11 protein-coding genes are annotated in these 17,295 nt (G+C 51.3%); 5 read left to right on the top strand and 6 right to left on the bottom strand.

Translation table 11 applies throughout. From position 1 onward, the window contains the following. Positions 1-385: 385 nt before the first annotated feature. Together EPIR_RS10345 and EPIR_RS10340 are read left to right on the top strand one after the other, a co-directional pair. Positions 386-1,372 carry a glycosyltransferase family 2 protein gene (locus EPIR_RS10345; protein ID WP_048697487.1) on the top strand — a complete coding sequence of 329 codons (987 nt, stop codon included), beginning with the start codon at positions 386-388 and terminating at the stop codon, positions 1,370-1,372. Beyond that, positions 1,372-2,670, top strand: a complete 1,299-nt coding sequence (locus EPIR_RS10340) for a flippase (RefSeq protein ID WP_023655340.1) — start codon at positions 1,372-1,374, stop codon at positions 2,668-2,670. The genes EPIR_RS10345 and EPIR_RS10340 overlap by 1 nt, the downstream gene beginning before the upstream one ends. Before the next feature lie 8 nt (positions 2,671-2,678). Here the strand turns inward: EPIR_RS10340 and EPIR_RS10335 are convergent, their stop codons facing one another. Both EPIR_RS10335 and EPIR_RS10330 read right to left on the bottom strand, forming a co-directional pair. Next, complete coding sequence (locus tag EPIR_RS10335; RefSeq protein ID WP_023655339.1) at positions 2,679-4,013, bottom strand: cation:proton antiporter; 1,335 nt, start codon at positions 4,011-4,013, stop codon at positions 2,679-2,681. A gap of 95 nt (positions 4,014-4,108) precedes the next feature. After that, positions 4,109-4,687, bottom strand: coding sequence for an NADPH-dependent FMN reductase (locus EPIR_RS10330; protein ID WP_023655338.1), 579 nt, complete (start codon positions 4,685-4,687; stop codon positions 4,109-4,111). A gap of 227 nt (positions 4,688-4,914) precedes the next feature. Between EPIR_RS10330 and hemB the strand changes: the two genes are divergently transcribed. Beyond that, positions 4,915-5,892, top strand: a complete 978-nt coding sequence (gene hemB, locus EPIR_RS10325) for a porphobilinogen synthase (RefSeq protein WP_023655337.1) — start codon at positions 4,915-4,917, stop codon at positions 5,890-5,892. A gap of 298 nt (positions 5,893-6,190) precedes the next feature. Here the strand turns inward: hemB and EPIR_RS10320 are convergent, their stop codons facing one another. From EPIR_RS10320 to EPIR_RS10305, 4 genes are all read right to left on the bottom strand, one after another. Further along, positions 6,191-10,753 (bottom strand): AAA family ATPase, encoded by a 4,563-nt coding sequence (locus tag EPIR_RS10320; protein ID WP_023655336.1) that lies wholly within the window; start codon positions 10,751-10,753, stop codon positions 6,191-6,193. Positions 10,754-10,879: 126 nt separating this feature from the next. Further along, positions 10,880-12,142: a translesion error-prone DNA polymerase V subunit UmuC gene (umuC, locus tag EPIR_RS10315; protein WP_023655335.1), complete on the bottom strand. Its 1,263-nt coding sequence runs from the start codon at positions 12,140-12,142 to the stop codon at positions 10,880-10,882. 2 nt (positions 12,143-12,144) lie between these two features. Beyond that, on the bottom strand, positions 12,145-12,564 hold the full coding sequence (gene umuD / locus EPIR_RS10310; protein ID WP_023655334.1) for a translesion error-prone DNA polymerase V autoproteolytic subunit: 420 nt from the start codon (positions 12,562-12,564) through the stop codon (positions 12,145-12,147). A 176-nt stretch (positions 12,565-12,740) separates the two neighbouring features. Beyond that, positions 12,741-13,472 carry a YoaK family protein gene (locus EPIR_RS10305; protein WP_023655333.1) on the bottom strand — a complete coding sequence of 244 codons (732 nt, stop codon included), beginning with the start codon at positions 13,470-13,472 and terminating at the stop codon, positions 12,741-12,743. Between the two features lie 688 nt (positions 13,473-14,160). Here EPIR_RS10305 and otsB point away from each other — a divergent pair. Both otsB and otsA read left to right on the top strand, forming a co-directional pair. Beyond that, positions 14,161-14,964 (top strand): trehalose-phosphatase, encoded by an 804-nt coding sequence (gene otsB / locus EPIR_RS10300; protein WP_420834760.1) that lies wholly within the window; start codon positions 14,161-14,163, stop codon positions 14,962-14,964. After that, the gene (gene otsA, locus EPIR_RS10295) at positions 14,939-16,366 is read left to right on the top strand and encodes an alpha,alpha-trehalose-phosphate synthase (RefSeq protein ID WP_023655331.1); all 1,428 of its coding nucleotides are present in this window, start codon (positions 14,939-14,941) and stop codon (positions 16,364-16,366) included. Before otsB ends, otsA begins: the two co-directional genes overlap by 26 nt. Positions 16,367-17,295 lie beyond the last annotated feature (929 nt).

Raw genomic sequence — 17,295 nt, 5'->3', positions numbered from 1 at the left:
TTGCCGAGTCATGTCATCAAGCATAACCTGCTGTTACCTTTCGATATGATATTTATGACAGATTAATCCTGGTGTTGATAGGTGTTTAACTATTATTTAAGATAAAAAAACTCTGTATTTTTTACTTTATTTACGAATGTTCACATATTTCTTTTTTGTTATTTTCCTGCCATTGCCTGAGGACTTTCTGCTTATTGTTTATTCTTTGTTTGATTAGTAGCTTTTCTATTCGATAGTGATGTTTTGTTTTGCTTAACTGTTTATTTTTAGATATTGATGGCTAATTAAGTGCATTCCTAAAAAAATAACTTAATGGAAGTGTGTTGTTGATATTTTATTTTTTATGGTGTTAATTGATTCGACTTCATAAAATGAGAATGTGATGATGGCGAAAATACTTTTGTCGGTAATTATTCCTGCCTGTAATGTGGGGAAGTATATTACCGAGTGTGTCGATTCTTTGCTGGTAGAAATACCCGCACCAAATGAACTAATTATCATTAATGATGGCTCAAGCGATGATACGCTGGAACAGCTGGAAAAACATTACGCCCGGCAAGCACGGGTACGCGTGATCACTATTGCCAACGGGGGGGCGGGGCTGGCACGCGATTATGGCGTAACTCTGGCAAATGGCCAGTTCATCTTCTTTTGTGATCCTGATGATATCATTTGCAAGGGGCTGTTCACTGAACTGAGTCGAACCATTGAACAGTCGCCGGATCTGGAGTTGTTTTGTTTTAATTCGCTGAGTTTTGCTGATGGCAATCCTCAAAAAACCTGGGCAAAAGTCAAACACCATCAGTTTGGTTTTCTGCCCGCTCATGAAGTATTTCAAGGCCTGTTGCGCAGCGGGACCTATACTTCAGCCTCATGGAATTATGTTATCAAAAAAGAAGTCATCGACAGATTTAAATTGAAATATGTGCAGCGCGTACATGAAGACCATCAATTCAGTCTTGAAGCCTTTATGCGCTGCCGCACCGCTTTTGTTAGCCGAAATGTTTATTATCGACAGCGTATTCGCAGCGGGTCTCTCACCAATAGCCGCAAAGATGAATCTTACTTTCGCCAGCGTTATGATGCTTTTATCGCAGCCTGGGAGACATTAGTCCGACTGACCGATTCTGCGGAATTACGTTATCTCTATTTAATTCATTCATTCAGGCTAATGATTCACCTCTTCATGGTGAGCGGTAAGCCGGTGCCAGATTATGTTCGGCAGGCGATACGCTATTTCGGGAAAAATCTGAAACCTGCGAAGGGTGTTGATTGGTTACTGTTAAGAAAACCAGAAATATACTTTAATTTGCTCAGGATCAGGCAGAGTGCGCCAACCCTAAAGGGATTTTTGTTAAAGGTCAGAGGCTGATGACTAAAGTAATTGATAAAGGTTTGTTGATCAATGTGTTCTCGCTGCTTGCTTATCGTGGGACATCATTCATCTTTCCTCTGGTGACCTTGCCTTATCTGGCGCGCATCCTGGGTGTGGAACATATGGGATTACTGGCGCTGGGACTTGCCTGCGTTGTGTATTGCAGCACCATCTCCGACTGGGGATTCAACATTTACACCACGAAAGATATTGCCCAGCACCGTCACGACAAAGTGAAAGTGACGCAGCTGTTCTGGTCAACCTTCAATGCAAAAATGATCCTTGGCACCTCAACTCTGGCGGTGGTGCTGCTGGCTACCTGGCTTAACCCGGCATGGCACACGCTTTTTTTTATTGTGCTGGCTAATTCATCGGTGCTTTACGGGCAGCTATTGTCTTTCGGCTGGCTGATGCAGGGGTTCGAAAAGCTGGGTAAGACGTCGATTATTTCTACCGTCGGGCAGTTCTGTTCGATTCCACTGACTTTCCTGCTGGTTCGAACGCCGGAAGATGTCTGGCTGGCGGCGCTGATCCCAGGGGTGGTGGCGTTTATCTCGGCAATGATTACCCTGTTTTTGGTGGTGCAGATGCGGGTCATTGGTTTCTATCGCTTTGAACCACAAGAAATTATTCAACGCATTAAGGATAGCCTGCATGTGTTTCTGGCTATTTTCGGTGCCAACCTGTTTAACAGCGTCAACGTGCTGATCCTTGCCGGTCTCACCAGTACCTATACGGTGGGGCTGTATAACGGAGCTGACCGCCTGAAAAAGGCCGCCAATTCCGTGCCGGAACAGATAGGTAATGCGTTTTTCCCGCGCGTCAGTCACCTGTTTCATAAAGACCGCGCTATGGCGATAGCCGCCACGCGTAAAAGTATCACTTTCTCATTTTTGATCAGCCTGTTTATCGTGGTGTTTACCTTTTTCTTTGCGGACGACGTGGTGCGTATCCTGCTGGGCGAGGCGTTTCATGACTCTGCCAACGTTTTGCGGGTGGCGGTGTGTGGCTTTGTCTTCGGCAACGTTTGCTATCCCGCCGGATTGCAAATCCTTATCCCACACGGGCTGGCAAAGCAGCGTATGTATGTGATGTTTATCGTTGGGCTGATCAATATTCCCGTCTGCTGCCTGCTGGCATGGAAGTATGGTGCTATCGGCGCCGCCGGCTCTCTGGTGATGTCAGAGTTCCTGGTATTCCTCGGCATTTTGCGCATTATGATCCGGCACAACCTGTTGAAAACCTATCTTAGCGGGCCGCCACCGTTCAGGCAGCCCGGCAATCAACAGGGATAAGGGGAGGATTATCGGCGATTTCGGCGCGCCTGACGCCAGTTAAGCAGTGGCGTCACCGAGATGCCGTGTACCACTACGCTGGCGACGATAAGAGTGAAAGCCATATCGGCCATGCGGTTTGCGTCAACGCCCGTCAGGCCGTGGGTGTAGGCCCAGGCAATATAGTTAATACTGCCGATGCCGCGAATGCCCAACCAGCCGATGGTGGCACGCTGCAAGCCCGGCGTTTTCATGCCTGCCGTGGCAAGCCAAACCGACAGCGGACGGATGACCATAAACAGCAGCGCCGCCAGCAGCAGCCCGCTCGGGTTCCAGTGATGTGCCAGGGTGATACCCAACACGATAATAATGGCGGCGGCGAACAGGCGTTCAATGGTATCACCGAATGAGAGCGCATCACTCACTACCAGCCCGGCGGAGCTGGCAGGATTAGTGCCTTCAAACGCATGGCGGGCGTTGGGGTTGATCAGTTCCTCGGCCGGTGGATGCGGGTTACCTTCCTGATAATCCTGGTAAGGGAAGCGCCGTACCACGCCAATTTCAGCACGTCGCAGGCCAACACCGGCCGCAAACGCCGCGAGGAAACCGGAAGCATCCAGTGCCTGGGCCGCCGCATAGCTGAGGGCGATCAGTGCCAGCGCCAGAAAGTCGTTGGGCGCAACGTCCTGCTGGGTATGACGCAGGTGCGTGGCGTACTGCCCAATCAGGCGACCGAGGACAAAACCGATTGCGCTACCGCCGATCACCGCCCACAGCACATCAACCAGCGCCCAGTGACCGACAAATGCCCAGGACATTTCGCCATCACCGGTCAGCAGCGCCATTGCCAGCATCAGCAGCGGCAGGGCGGTGCCGTCGTTCAGCCCGGCTTCACTGGACAGCGAGACGCGCAGGTTATCGCTGTCGCTGGCATCATTGACCGAGATCAGGCTGGCGAGTACCGGGTCGGTTGGCGCGACAATAGCACCAAACGCCAGCGCCAGCGGCCAGGAAAACCCGGCCAGCAGATGTGCGGCCAGCGTCACGCCCGCCACCGTCAGTAACATAGCGGGAAACGCCAGCCGCAGCCCCATGCGCCAGCCCGGGTCGTTCAGCGGCAGCCTTAACTTCAGCCCGGTAATAAACAGCGATGCGGCCATAGCGATTTCGGTCAGGTTTTTAGCAAGCTCTGCATGGGCCGCAATATCAATGCTTAACAGGTCCAGCAGCCACGGCCCGCAAACAATCCCGGCAAACAGATAGAGGGCAAAGCCCGTCACCGGGCCGCGACTAATCCAGCCGGAGGCCAGTGAAATAAGTAACAGTAAGCCACCGGTCGCGGCTGTCCAGCCGATAAATTCCATCATTACTCCTGAGTCGATTTTTTTTATCTGCTCAGTATGGACGGAATATCGGGAAATGTTGCCGCCGTCTGCCGTTTTTTTCGCGCAATCAGGGTTTAAGCTCTTTGGCTTACAGCTAGCGCCAGCGCCTCCAGCTGGGCAGTCAGATGATGACGGGTGCTTTCATCGCTAATGACCCCATTCACCACGTCAATACGGCTGCCGGCCTGACCGATGAAAATTTCCGGCTTGTTCAGTATGCGGGCATTGAGAAACACCATGCTCTGACGCAGATGATATTGGGCGCGGGCGCCGCCGATAGCACCTGGGGAGGCGGTTTGAATGGCGATCGGCTTATTGGCGAAAGGATTTCCCGGCAGGCGAGACAGCCAGTCGATGGCATTTTTCAGTGCGCCCGGCAGCGAGTAGTTATACTCCGGCGTCACAATAATCACCGCGTCGGCGGCGGCAATGGCATTTCCCATTGCCAGCACCGCAGCCGGAAGACCTTTAGCTTCAATATCGGCGTTGTAGTGGGGGAAATCAGCAATTGAACCCAGAGCGCTGATTTCAATCCCGGCTGGAGCCAGTGCGGGCAGATTGTTGGCTATCACGGCATTAAATGAGGCCTGGCGCAGGCTGCCCAGCAGGGTGACAAAATGCAGGTTTCTTTTCTCAGACATGATGGTTTCCATTAATTAACAGAAAATAGGCAAGGTTAATAAAGCGCCATTTGTTGCCTGTTTTCAAGGGAAACCGCGTTTTTAAGGTCTTTCGGATTACACATTCTGTGCCGCCAGGCACGGCGGTTATTGCTGAAAGATTGTCATTGTGCGCCCTGGGGTATACTGTTAGCACACTATTTATTTTCATCCTCTCCGGGCCAGTATCCGGTGGATGACCCGCTAAATACGAGGTTGTTTTGTCCAGTTACTCTCCCATTCAGCGTCCACGACGTCTGCGTCAGTCCGCTTCCCTTCGTTCTCTTTTTCAGGAAAACAGCCTCAGTCTGAACGATCTGGCGCTGCCGATCTTTGTCGAGGAGGGCCTTGACGACTATAAGCCGATTGCCGCCATGCCGGGCGTGATGCGCATTCCGGAAAAGCGTCTGGCGTATGAGATTGAGCGCATTGCCAAAGCGGGCGTACGTTCGGTGATGACCTTCGGTATTTCCCATCATACCGATGCTGATGGCAGCGATACCTGGAATGAAAACGGACTGGTGGCGCGGATGTCACGTATCTGCAAACAGACGGTGCCGGAAATGATTGTGATGTCCGATACCTGTTTTTGCGAGTACACCAGCCACGGTCACTGCGGCGTGCTGCATGATCACGGCGTAGATAACGATGCCACGCTGAAAAATCTCGGCAGGCAGGCGGTAGTGGCCGCCGCCGCAGGGGCTGATTTTATCGCGCCCTCGGCGGCAATGGATGGACAGGTCGCTGCGATCCGCCATGCGCTGGATGCGGCGGGCTTTACCGATAACGCCATTATGTCCTATTCCACCAAGTTTGCCTCTTCCTTCTACGGCCCGTTCCGTGAGGCGGCAGGCACTTCGCTGAAAGGTGACCGCAAAACCTACCAGATGAACCCGATGAACCGCCGCGAAGCGATCCGTGAATCGCTGATCGATGAAGCGGAAGGGGCAGATGCACTGATGGTTAAACCGGCGGGTGCCTATCTGGATATTCTGCGCGAAGTCCGCGATCGGACCCAGCTGCCGCTGGCGGCTTATCAGGTGAGCGGTGAGTACGCGATGATTAAATTCGGCGCACAGGCCGGGGCCATCAGCGAAACTGAAGTGGTGCTGGAAAGCCTGGGCGCGATCAAACGTGCCGGTGCCGATATTATTTTCAGCTACTTTGCGCTCGATCTTGCCGAGAGAAAGCTGTTGTAAACGCGGTTAATCGCGCATGACCGCTGGTGGGGGCTGACCTCCGTCAGCGGCATGGCGATATTGTCGTTGCAGCCGCTGCCCTTTATCAATCCAGGGCTGCACCACATCCGGGGCAGCGCTACAGCGTAACCCTTAAGTGCCGCTGTCAGTCGCTGTGGTGGGTGTTGAAAATCATCTGTCCGCCTACCTGTAATCCATCAGGCCCAGGCCTGTCCCGTCATATTTAGCAATAACTGGATTCAGGTGAGTTGCTTATTCTGGAAGTTGTCAGATTTTCGCACAAACGGAGGCAGATTAATCACGGTCGCTCGGCGGCTTTTAACCACTCTTCGACGCCATCAACGCCCAGTGACAGTAGCCCGTCCTGTACGCCCACCACGCGTTGTAACATCACACCCTCATCAGACTCCTCTCGCTCATCTGCTTGTGCAAAAAGGCGGGTCATTAACTGGGTGAGACTATTATCATCATTATGTATATATGATTTGCCATGACTGACACAGGCCAGATAAATTTCAGCTGCGGCCAGGGCTTGCTCTGGATCTTGTTGCGACATCGCGTTAAGCCATTGATGAAACCCATAGAGGTGATGTTGTTCACTTCCAAAACTGCTATGGCTTTCAAATACTGAAAAACAGCGACTGATAAGTTCTACAGGCACAAAAATTACATCGGTGTTATCGTCAAAAATAAGAGCTGTCTGCCTGGCAACTTCTAAGGCATGTGTGCCACCTGAACGTAAACCCGAATTAATCCCGGCAAGGCACTGTTCCTGATGCTGTCGAATATTTTTAGCATTTGTCCACACGTTAGCCGCGCCACACCAAGCTTCCGCATTATCCAAAGTATGCAAATGATCTAACAATTCAGTAAATTTGAGGTGTGGGGTCATGGCCGCTAAAGCTGAAATGTGCCCCCAGGTCTTCAGGTCTTTACCACCTCCCTCATTGCGTAGGCGTGTCAGCAACGGTCCCACTATCTCAAAATGATTACGGTAGGAATTGTACAGGCATCGCTCGGCGATTTGCCAAAGTCCGCATGCATCCCGCATGGCGAGATGGAACAGCTCCCAGCCCAGATTGAAAGATATGCTTTGCAAATAGGGTAAGCGACGTAAGATCATGGCGCGGACTGCGGGGTGTTCGTCGCTGGCAAAGCGGCGCAGCGTGGGAAGCAGTAATTCAGGAAATTCGCTGCCTTGTTCCAGGAAATTATCAGCCAGGATCATCAAGGCATCGGCAATGTTCCCCTTCGCCATATTGATACCTATATCAATTAAATCTATGGCATCGCCCTCGATGGGATCGGCTTCATGCAGGCTGGCAAAGTCTGTGGCGATGAAAATGAGTCGCTCTGCCTCTTGCGAACTCTGTATCACATTCGCGCAGGCTTCAAGCGCTTTTGCCGTCGAACGCCGGTGCCGCCATTCGGTCGGGTGTCTTTCAAGTTCAGTGAGGATCTGGTTTGCCAGTAGTAAGGCATCAGGCTCTTCGACCGCCTGCCAGTCTTTGTGAGAACGTAGGTTGCCGTAGCGATAGGCAAGATAGCTGGCCGCGCCATTTATAATGTCATCACGAAAGCCGTTGGGGATTTCCGTCCAGTGAACGAATAGAAAATTCAGGAATCGGGCTGGATGCCGGGATGCGGCTTCCTGTAACTGCCTGCCAACTTCGCGTTCTCCGCCAATCAGAAAGTCCTCGCCATCCATATGCGAATGACCCGCGTAGTGTGCGAGTAATCTCAACACCCAGCTATCGCTGATATCAAGAAATACCTCAAATGAAAAGGGTGCGCTAACGACGCCGCTTTGTTCATGGATCCTCGGTTGACGGACGACTATCCCCGCTTTTTTCTCGCAGGCATCGACAACCGCCTGCACTTCAGCTGAACGCAGGTGGCAAGGAATCGCTATGATCAGCTCTGCTTGCGCTTTCATTAACCAGAAACCGGAGGTGGCGGTTCGCATACTCAAAATAGTCGCCATGACAGCATCTTGTGCTGGCGTTGCGAGGAACCTGAAGGCTGACGCTATCAATTCACCGGATTCGTAGGAAAGTTGAGATGCCAGCAGGGTGTTATCGCGCAACATGCGGCCGGTCAGCTCAATATTGGCTTCAGGCGATGCGGTGCAAGCCCGTATGGCGAAGTAGCGCAACGCACCTTCGGGATGGAAGCCAAGACGTTCGCGGTTTTTTTGCCACCAGTCTGAGTGTGTTTTTGCATGCTGGAGAATGGCAGCTTCAACGGCCTCAAGCAAAATGTTCATACTGTTCTTGTGGCTTATGATTTTCTGGCTATGTGTATCTGCGTAAGAGGTGCTTTTTAAGAAACCCTCCCGGTAGTCTGCGCGGGGGATGCCATAGCGAGGGGCGCGAGCATTGCTCCAATGTTCAATTGACTCCAGGGCTAAATCCAGCAAAGCGCTGGATTGCATCATACGTTGACGGAGAAATTGTTTATTTTGGCTGCCGAACTCATGAGGCAGGCAACGCAGCCTGTTACCGAAGCTGATTTGCTGCATATTTTTGTCTCTGAGGTCATCAGTGATATAACGCCAGAGCAAGCCATCGTCCACCACACCTGTCGTCACACAATGAGCGATAACGCGCCCAAGAAATCTGCTCTCAAAGTTTGGTACATTTATCAGCCGCTCCACTAATGGCGCAACCCGTGCCAGATTTTGTGATTTAATGGCAGAAAGCTGCGATCCCAGCAGGCGGGCAATGCCACTGCTATCAAGCCATTCCAATGACAGCGCTTCCATCCAGAATGCAATGACGCCTGTGCTGTCTTCATTACACCATTGCGTAATACGATGCGCATGCGCCGCCATTCCTTCCGCATCGCGCATCATTTTTAAATGGGGAACCAGATATTTGAGCCAGAAGCGATGCCACTCAATCTCACCAGCCGAGGTATAGATCGTCTGAAAAACAGCGCGATGATTTTCACGTAAATCACGTATCAATGACCAGTCTTCATCTTCGGGTCGCTGTCCGGCAAAGGATTCTGCCACCAGACGTTTGATATGGAAGGGCGAACTACCCGTTAAGACCGTTCTAAGCTGTTTTCTGAATTCGCGGCGATCGCCTGGCGCCAGCTGTGCGACAAAGCTGCGGATGCTGGGGCGTACAAAAGGAACGGGCGGCAAGCTGTGTATAAACGTATTTAACGTGACGCCATTGCGCATGGCTCCGCTGATGACAAGCACATCCAGCAGCGTTTGATGTCCGAATGTCAGCTTTCCATCCTGGGTTTCCTGCAACACGTTAAGACTGCACAGCTTGCGCTGAATATCCTCAGAGGCAGTGAAACGCTGATAGGGTATCACCAGGCTACGCGATTGCAGCATTTCCGCCGCGATCGTTTCTAACGCCACTATTGCCGTATTGCCTAATTCATTGTTGGCACGCACGATAGTGTCAATATAGCGTTGCGCTAATGCCTGACTGGTCACCACGTTGAAGCTGCCGTCTCGCTGAGCCAGCTCGACAAACAGTGCAAGCTCGCGTGGGTTTCTGATCAGCTCACGGGTGATGGCATCAATAGCCGCAGTCGCAATCCCCAGCGTATCAAGCAATGGCGCTATTTCGCTATTCCAGTTCAGCGGTTGGCAGGTTACTTCACAATCCCATCTCCTTTCGGCAATACGTCGGTCGTAATGTCTGTCAAAGTCACGGCAGGCAGTCACAACCGTAACGTTGGGAATGAGTAACAGGCGATCGGTCTGGGCCAGAAAATACTGCAATACCCGATGATCCCTGGCGATGGACAGCACATCCAGGGAATCAATGACGACGATCACCCTGGCATCTTCAGCCAGTCGGGCGGTGTTTTCCACCCATTGCTCAGCCAGGCCCTGGGCCTGGCGCTCATCAGATGTCGCCAGGTCGGCGAATTCGCGCGACTGGATAAACAGAGGAACGATATCCGAACGCGTTTTTGTCCGTTCTTCCAATGCTTCCTGCAACGTAAGCATCGCACAGGTTTTTCCCGAGCCAGGAAGCCCGGTGAGCAGGATAGATCTTTTTTGGGCATCAATGGCTGCAAGCAGTTCATCGACAATGGAGGTGGAAATTTGTTGTCCCGCAATGTCGCGCCGCCACGATCTGCCGATGGCAGAGGTGCTGGCAAAAGAGCGACGGATCTCAGCAAGGTCCATCGGCGGAGCCAGCATTGCGCCAGCCTGCTGAATAATCGTCCGAAGGTCGCCTTTGGTCAGGCGATACTGCGTAGCGACAGAGGCATTATCGCTATCCATGCGCCCGCCTAATCTATCAAGTTTTACCCATAGTGCATTGAATGCAGCCTCAGGATTGCTTACCAATTGTCGTAAGCGCTGGTGTAGATCTTCATTCATTCGATCTATGTCATCGGTAGCGACAAAATGGGTCCGGCACAAGAATGCAAAAGTAGAAAGGTTGGGGGCAGGTTTAGCAAGCTGTGCAGACAAATCCCCATCTACCGCCTGTAATTCCTTACCTAAACTTTGGCGGTAGCTATTTTCATCATGCTGGGTTGAGCTGTGTTCTTTCAGTTTTGCCAGAGCGCCGAAGTTGTTGCGGGAATAGAAGCGGACTTGTACATTTTGATCGCTGGCCAGCATATGGGCCGCTTTGTCCAGTTCGTCTGCAAGATCGGCTATCGTCCACGCCCTGAAATGGATTTGATTTTTTTTGCATTGACAAGCGATCCTGGCATCGCCAACTTTGCCAATGACCACATCATCTACGGGGCAGGTTATCGAATCAATTTCAAGCCATTGATAATCTTTATCGGACAATACTTTCAATGCCCAATCAAATGCGACCAGCGTCTGGTACCCATCACCACGATTGGATCGTATGCCTGCAATACTCATCAATTTTATCCTGTCGGATGGTCTCTGTTCACGCATCCGCAATAACGTTAAGTTTTGATTATGATACTCACCTCTTATTGACCGCACCAGACTGTTAGACGATATAGCCGCAGTGACAATGTGGCGTCATTTCGCCACGGGAAGGTCGGCATAGCGCGTGGTGTAAGCGGGCGAAAGCATCTCCCGCTTCATCTTCCAGGCTTTTTCTATTCCCTGACCGGCAAACCAGATCTTACCTTTACCCGAGTGGTTTAAACCGTCGATGGTTTGCATTAGTGCGGCGCTGTTAGCCCACATGCGCTGCTGATCAAACAGGTTGAGCTGCGAAACCCCGTTACTGTAGAAATCTGCCAGCATCACGCCAGCTTTCATATAGCGGTGGCCGTCTACCCATATACGCTCCAGGGATTCTGTTGCGGCACGGATAATGTCGCGCGTGTCGTTTGACGGTGTCATCAGCGTTGTTGACGCCTGGTTGCCGTAGTAAATTTCATTGTCTGCGTGCGGGCTGGTGCGCACGAACACGCTGATAAAACGGCAGAACTGTCGTTCGCCGCGCAGCTTTTCCGCTGCCCGCTCGGCATAGGCGCAAACCGCCTGATGCACGTCTGGATATTGCGTTAAGCGGCTGCCAAATGAGCGGCTACAGACGATCTGCTGCTTGGTCGGGGCGAACTCTTCCATCTCCAGGCAAGGTTCACCACGCAGTTCACGCACGGTCCTTTCCAGCACCACGTTGAAATGTTTCCTGATCACCCACAGGGAGCTTTCTGCCAGATCGAGTGCGGTCGTAATGCCCATCAGATTAAGCTTTTTACTGATACGCCGTCCCACTCCCCAGACATCTTCCACCGCCACCAGCGCCAGCAGTTTGCGCTGGCGGTCAATATGAGACAGATCGACAACGCCGCCGGTAGCGCGCCATTTTTTCGCTGCGTGATTGGCCAGCTTTGCCAACGTTTTGGTTTGTGCAATGCCCACGCCAACCGTCAGTCCGGTATTCCTTAACACTTGATTACGCATCTGATGACCAAAATCCGCCAGAGAAACGCAGTTGCTGACGCCGGACAGATTAACGAAGGCTTCATCGATGGAATAGATCTCAATGGCGGGAGCGATATCGCTCAGCGTTTGCATAACGCGTTCGCTGAGGTCGGCATAAAGCGCATAATTAGAGCTGAATACGTGAACTTTAGCGGGATATACGGCGTTTTTTATTTTAAAAAAGGGCTCCGCCATTTTTATACCCAGCAACTTTGCCTCCGCAGAACGTGAAATCACGCAGCCATCGTTATTGGAGACCACCACCACCGCCTGTCCGCGCAGGTCCGGGCGGAAAACGGTTTCGCAAGAGGTATAAAAACTGTTTACGTCGACCAGGGCAAACATGATTACTTATGTGCTTTCAGGGTAAAAGTGACGACGCCAAAGATTTCCAATTCTTCATCATTTTGGAATGAAATGGGTGAATAGTGGCGGTTATGTGGTATCAGCTGTAAAACCGGATGGGTGCGTAGCTCTTTGACGGTAAACTCACCGGATATAGCGGCCACCACGATATCGCCATGCACGGCATTCAGCGAACGATCGACGATCAACAAATCACCATCGCCGATCCCTGCTCCACGCATCGAATCACCGCTGACTTTAATAAAATAAGTGGCACTAGGATGTTTAATGGCGAGTTTATTCAGGTCGATGCGGTCTTCAACGTAGTCCTGAGCAGGGCTGGGGAAACCGCAAGGGACGCGCTCTGTAAATAACGGAAGCAGCAGGGGGCTATCAATGTTGAGCGGGCGGATAAACGGCATAACGGTAATCTCAAAATAACTGTATTTATATACAGTATCAGCGAATAACCGGAGCAATCAAGCCACCCAGCAGACAATTCCTGGAAGCAATTGAACGGGCAGGGAATTTAACTTTTTTCTTTTCTGCGGGCCAACGCCTCTCGATGGACCGCAGCGGAAAGACACCGGCAGGCGGGTCAATAACGTGCAATACGCACGGTCACCACAATCGAGCTGATGGCGATCAGCACCAAAAACCCGCCTACGGCGATCATTGAGCTGAAACCAAACTGGTTAAATAACAGCAGGCCAGCAATACCTCCGGTCAGAAAGGAGGTAATAGTCACCAGATGAGTGACAAACTGCTGGCATTGGGGGGCCATCGGCTGCGAGCGGTCACGCTGCAACAGAGCGCTTAGCACGGAGCCGAGAGCAATGCCCGCATCCGTCAAGGTGCCGGTGACGTGGGTGGAACGCACGCGGCCGTTGGAAAGTTGGGTGGATGTCGCGTTATGTATTCCCATCAAAAACCCGAGGAAAACAATCACCTCACGGTTATTGCGGGTGGCATAAAAGAACGTTTCAAACGCTGACAGCATCATCAACATGATGCCTTCAGTCAGCAGAATAAGGCTGAAAATGGTGCGTATATTCTTTTTAATCCCCCACAGCCCCGTCAGGCGAGACGCCACGCAGCCGATCACAAAAGCGGTAATAATCGCCAGCAGAAACTTCAGATCTCTGAAATCGACGCTGGAGACTTCAGAAGATAATTGTGACGTATTGCCGGTCATATGTGATGGGAAGATGCCGAATGCCCCCAGCGCCATCGCATTCAGTAATCCGGCGCTGGTGGCCAGTACCAGCGCCAGGTAACGGTCTTCAGCGTGGGTGCGTTCACACTTTCTTTTGATCATCATACGCAGCATTATCGCCTCTCCTTGTTGACGCCAGGCTTCAGCCGGGCTGGTGCCATTTTTTCAGGGCAATATAACGTATCTGAACGGGTTTAGTGAACGGATGAGGCATTATTGCCTACATCTCGGACTGGTCTGAAAAAGATCTCGATTTCGTACTTGAAAAATGCGTAAACAGGCTGTCATTCAGCCGCTACGCATAAGCCGTTTCAGCCGTTGTTATAGAGAGCCAAAGCCGTGCTGGGGCGGTGCGCGAAAGGGAGAAACGTCTGTCGTGTTGAAGATGTCGACAGAGAATAAACTCCCTGGGCTGGCTGGCTGATATCCAGCCACCACGCTGGAGCCACGGGTCAGGCGGCACGGCCGGGCTGACTGAAAACTGTTATACTGACTTGTCGAACCAGGATTATCTGTCCGGCATCATCATCGGTTGGTGCGATCGCATAAAAACAGGAAGCTTTTAACAAGTAACGCTGTTAATCCTTTTTTTATCATAAGGTTATTTTGGTGTTTTTTGGAAGTGTAGCTACAATTTACTGTGATGTTGTCCGCACTCAGGGGGCAGGGTAAGAAAACCGTGACCCTCTCACCGTCGTCTGGCGGCAGACGCTATGGTCTGCTGTATTACCCATGAATGCAATGCTCCTTCCATTGCCTGCAACATCTTTCCGCATGCTTAACCCAGGAGAACGATGTGCTGATATCAAAAGATTCCGTTTCCCCGTTACAGGCGGCAACAACCTATGCTTTTTTCTTTGATGTGGATGGCACTCTTGCCGCGATCCAGCCGCATCCGGATGAGGTTTTTATCCCTGCCACCGTGCTGAATGACTTGCAGTGGCTGGCGCATCACTGCGCCGGGGCCGTTGCTCTGGTTTCCGGTCGTCCGATGGTTGAACTGGATGCCCTGGTTGCGCCGTTAATTCTGCCGCTGGCCGGTGTGCACGGTGCCGAGCGCCGTGATATTAACGGTGAGATGACGCGTGTAGCGCTCGAACCACACACTGTCAGCGTACTACAACGGGAGCTGGAACAGGCTATCGCCTCGCTGCCGGGCTGCATGCTGGAAACGAAAGGGGTTGCCTTCGCTCTGCATTACCGACAGGCACCGCAGCATCAGCAGCAGATAGAGCAGCTGGCAGCCGCAATGGTGGCGCGTTTTCCCGAACTGGCTCAGCAGCCGGGGAAATGTGTGGTTGAACTGAAGCCGCAGGGGGTGAACAAAGGTGCTGCCATTACTTTATTTATGCAACGGCCCCCGTTTGCCGGTCGCATACCGGTTTTCCTCGGCGATGATTTGACCGACGAAGCCGGTTTTAAGGCGGTGAATGATATCGGAGGCCTCTCTATTAAAGTCGGTACCGGTTCCAGTGAGGCGCAGGAACATCTGGCCGATGTGAACGCCGTTTATCGCTGGCTGGCGCAGGCTCGAAAACAACTGGAAAGCGGCGCAGAAGCGTCGGTAAGGAGTCAAGGTTATGAGTCGCTTAGTAGTCGTATCTAACCGTATTGCCATCCCTGATGGCAGCAAGGTCAGTGCAGGGGGCCTTACCGTAGGCATCGTCGATGCGCTAAAAACGACCGGCGGCGTGTGGTACGGCTGGAACGGTGAGATAAATGAAATTGGTGAAGATGACGACGAACTGACTATTCTGGAGCAGGATGGTATTACCTATGCCTCCTTCGGTCTGAATCAAAATGATTATGATCTCTACTATCTGCAATTTTCCAACGCGGTGCTGTGGCCAGCGTTTCATTATCGCCTCGATCTGGTCAACTTCCAGCGGGAAGCCTGGGATGGTTACTGCCGCGTGAATACGTTGCTTGCTCATCGCCTGCAACCGCTGCTGAAACAGGATGATATCCTGTGGATCCACGACTATCATCTGCTGCCTTTCGCTGCTGAACTGCGCAAGCTGGGCATCACTAACCGCATTGGCTTTTTCCTGCATATTCCTTTCCCCACCCCGGAAATATTCACTGCACTTCCACCCCATGCCGAACTGTTGCAGATGATGTGTGAATACGATCTGTTAGGCTTCCAGACGGAAAGTGACCGGATCGCATTTCTCGAATGCTTATCGTCACTCACTTCGCTGCAAAGCGATGGGAAACAGCACCGTGCTTTCGGCAATGGCTTTGCCACTGAGGTCTACCCAATCGGTATTGAACCCGACAGTATCAAAGAAATGGCTGAAGGGCCGTTACCGCCAAAAATGGTGGCAATGAAGAAAGATCTCGGCGACGCGCAGAATATTATCGCCTGTGAGCGACTGGATTATTCAAAAGGGCTACCGGAACGCTTTCTCGCCTATGAGGCGCTGCTGGAGCATTACCCGCAGCATCACGGCAAAATCCGCTATTCGCAAATTGCCCCCACATCGCGTGGGGATGTGCAGGCCTACCAGGATATCCGTCACCAGCTGGAAACGGAAGCCGGACGAATTAACGGTAAATATGGCACCCTGGGGTGGACGCCGCTCTACTATCTCAATCAGCACTTTGATCGCCGTCTGTTGATGAAAATCTTCCGTCTGACGGATATCGGGCTGGTGACGCCGCTGCGTGACGGTATGAATCTGGTGGCGAAAGAGTATGTTGCCGCTCAGGACCCGGACGATCCGGGTGTTCTGGTGCTGTCGCGTTTTGCCGGGGCGGCGAACGAGCTGACCTCTGCGCTTATCGTCAATCCTTACGACCGGGATGACGTGGCTGCGGCTCTGCATCAGGCATTGACCATGTCGCGAACTGAACGCATCTCGCGCTATAACGACATGATGGCGGTACTGCGTCAAAATGATATCGCTCACTGGCGCAAAAGCTATCTGCAAGACCTGCGGACGTTAACGCCGTCACGCGCGGCAGCGGATGAAAAAAAATCCCCCCCTCTTTCAAAACTGGCCTGAATCGAGGGTGGATCTGAAACAGGTCCACCCTGATAACACAACTCCATCCTGTTTAACCGAGACGCGACTTTACCGACATGTATATATTGACATTACTTTACAAGTATTTTGTATAAATCGCTCAAAAAATGAGCAATAAAGGCATAACACAAATAAAAATGGCTTTTCGCTAAAGGTTCCAGCGCCTGTGCCGATACTAGCGGGGTAGATCCCTATCGTCTCGCTAAAATCATTCATATCCCTTATGTGATCTATGCTGCACATGCTGTTATGGGCTAAATATAAGGTGTCAACCGCTTACAAAACGCTATCACTTCCTGCTAAAAACCTGCGATACATCACATTTCTCGTACAAAAAAATCTTCAGTTACTCACCGTGATTCACTAGCTTCTTATGGCTGGGAATTGTCATTTACGTAGCTTAAAACGCTATTTTTGTGACATTTTTATTATTTTTTATTCTTTTTTTTGTGATTAATGCAGTTTTTAGGACTTATGTGTTTCGTGGTTGTTTTTTGGTGCTCGGTCATAATTATCTTTAAGGATAAAACCTGCAAAAAAAGCCATAAATGATTAGTTAGTGAGCTAATCAACAGCGTTGCTGATAGGTTTTTAGGAAAAAGTTTTAGATAAAGTGTGATCTGGATCACACTTTATCTAAAATTGGCACTGTCTCACGTTGTATGTCGCGATCAGAGGGGATAGAGTTGCCTTGCTTTAAGAAAAGTCCTAATCGAATGTAACAGCGAGTTACAAAGGAACAGGTCAGGGAAGAAAGGCTCAGGAATAGCCGCTGGCAAAATGAGTTTATAATTATCCTTGGCTTAGTTTCTGCAAAAAATATGAAACAAGTCAGCTTTAGCTCATCTTTGGCTCCTGCCACTAATTTTTGCCATCTTTAGATCTACCAACCAGCAACCAGGTAGCGG

The sequence above is a fragment of the Erwinia piriflorinigrans CFBP 5888 genome (assembly GCF_001050515.1).
Taxonomy (GTDB): Bacteria; Pseudomonadota; Gammaproteobacteria; order Enterobacterales; family Enterobacteriaceae; genus Erwinia; species Erwinia piriflorinigrans.
Note: the sequence above shows the minus strand (reverse complement) of the source record. Positions and strands in the feature narration are given on the sequence as shown.

Coding starts and splice junctions, on each gene's coding strand:
- EPIR_RS10320 (WP_023655336.1), bottom strand. CDS start 10,753: ATGAGTATTGCAGGCATACGATCCAATCGTGGTGATGGGTACCAGACG.
- umuD (WP_023655334.1), bottom strand. CDS start 12,564: ATGCCGTTTATCCGCCCGCTCAACATTGATAGCCCCCTGCTGCTTCCG.
- umuC (WP_023655335.1), bottom strand. CDS start 12,142: ATGTTTGCCCTGGTCGACGTAAACAGTTTTTATACCTCTTGCGAAACC.
- EPIR_RS10305 (WP_023655333.1), bottom strand. CDS start 13,472: ATGCTGCGTATGATGATCAAAAGAAAGTGTGAACGCACCCACGCTGAA.
- EPIR_RS10330 (WP_023655338.1), bottom strand. CDS start 4,687: ATGGAAACCATCATGTCTGAGAAAAGAAACCTGCATTTTGTCACCCTG.
- EPIR_RS10335 (WP_023655339.1), bottom strand. CDS start 4,013: ATGGAATTTATCGGCTGGACAGCCGCGACCGGTGGCTTACTGTTACTT.
- EPIR_RS10340 (WP_023655340.1), top strand. CDS start 1,372: ATGACTAAAGTAATTGATAAAGGTTTGTTGATCAATGTGTTCTCGCTG.
- otsA (WP_023655331.1), top strand. CDS start 14,939: ATGAGTCGCTTAGTAGTCGTATCTAACCGTATTGCCATCCCTGATGGC.
- EPIR_RS10345 (WP_048697487.1), top strand. CDS start 386: ATGGCGAAAATACTTTTGTCGGTAATTATTCCTGCCTGTAATGTGGGG.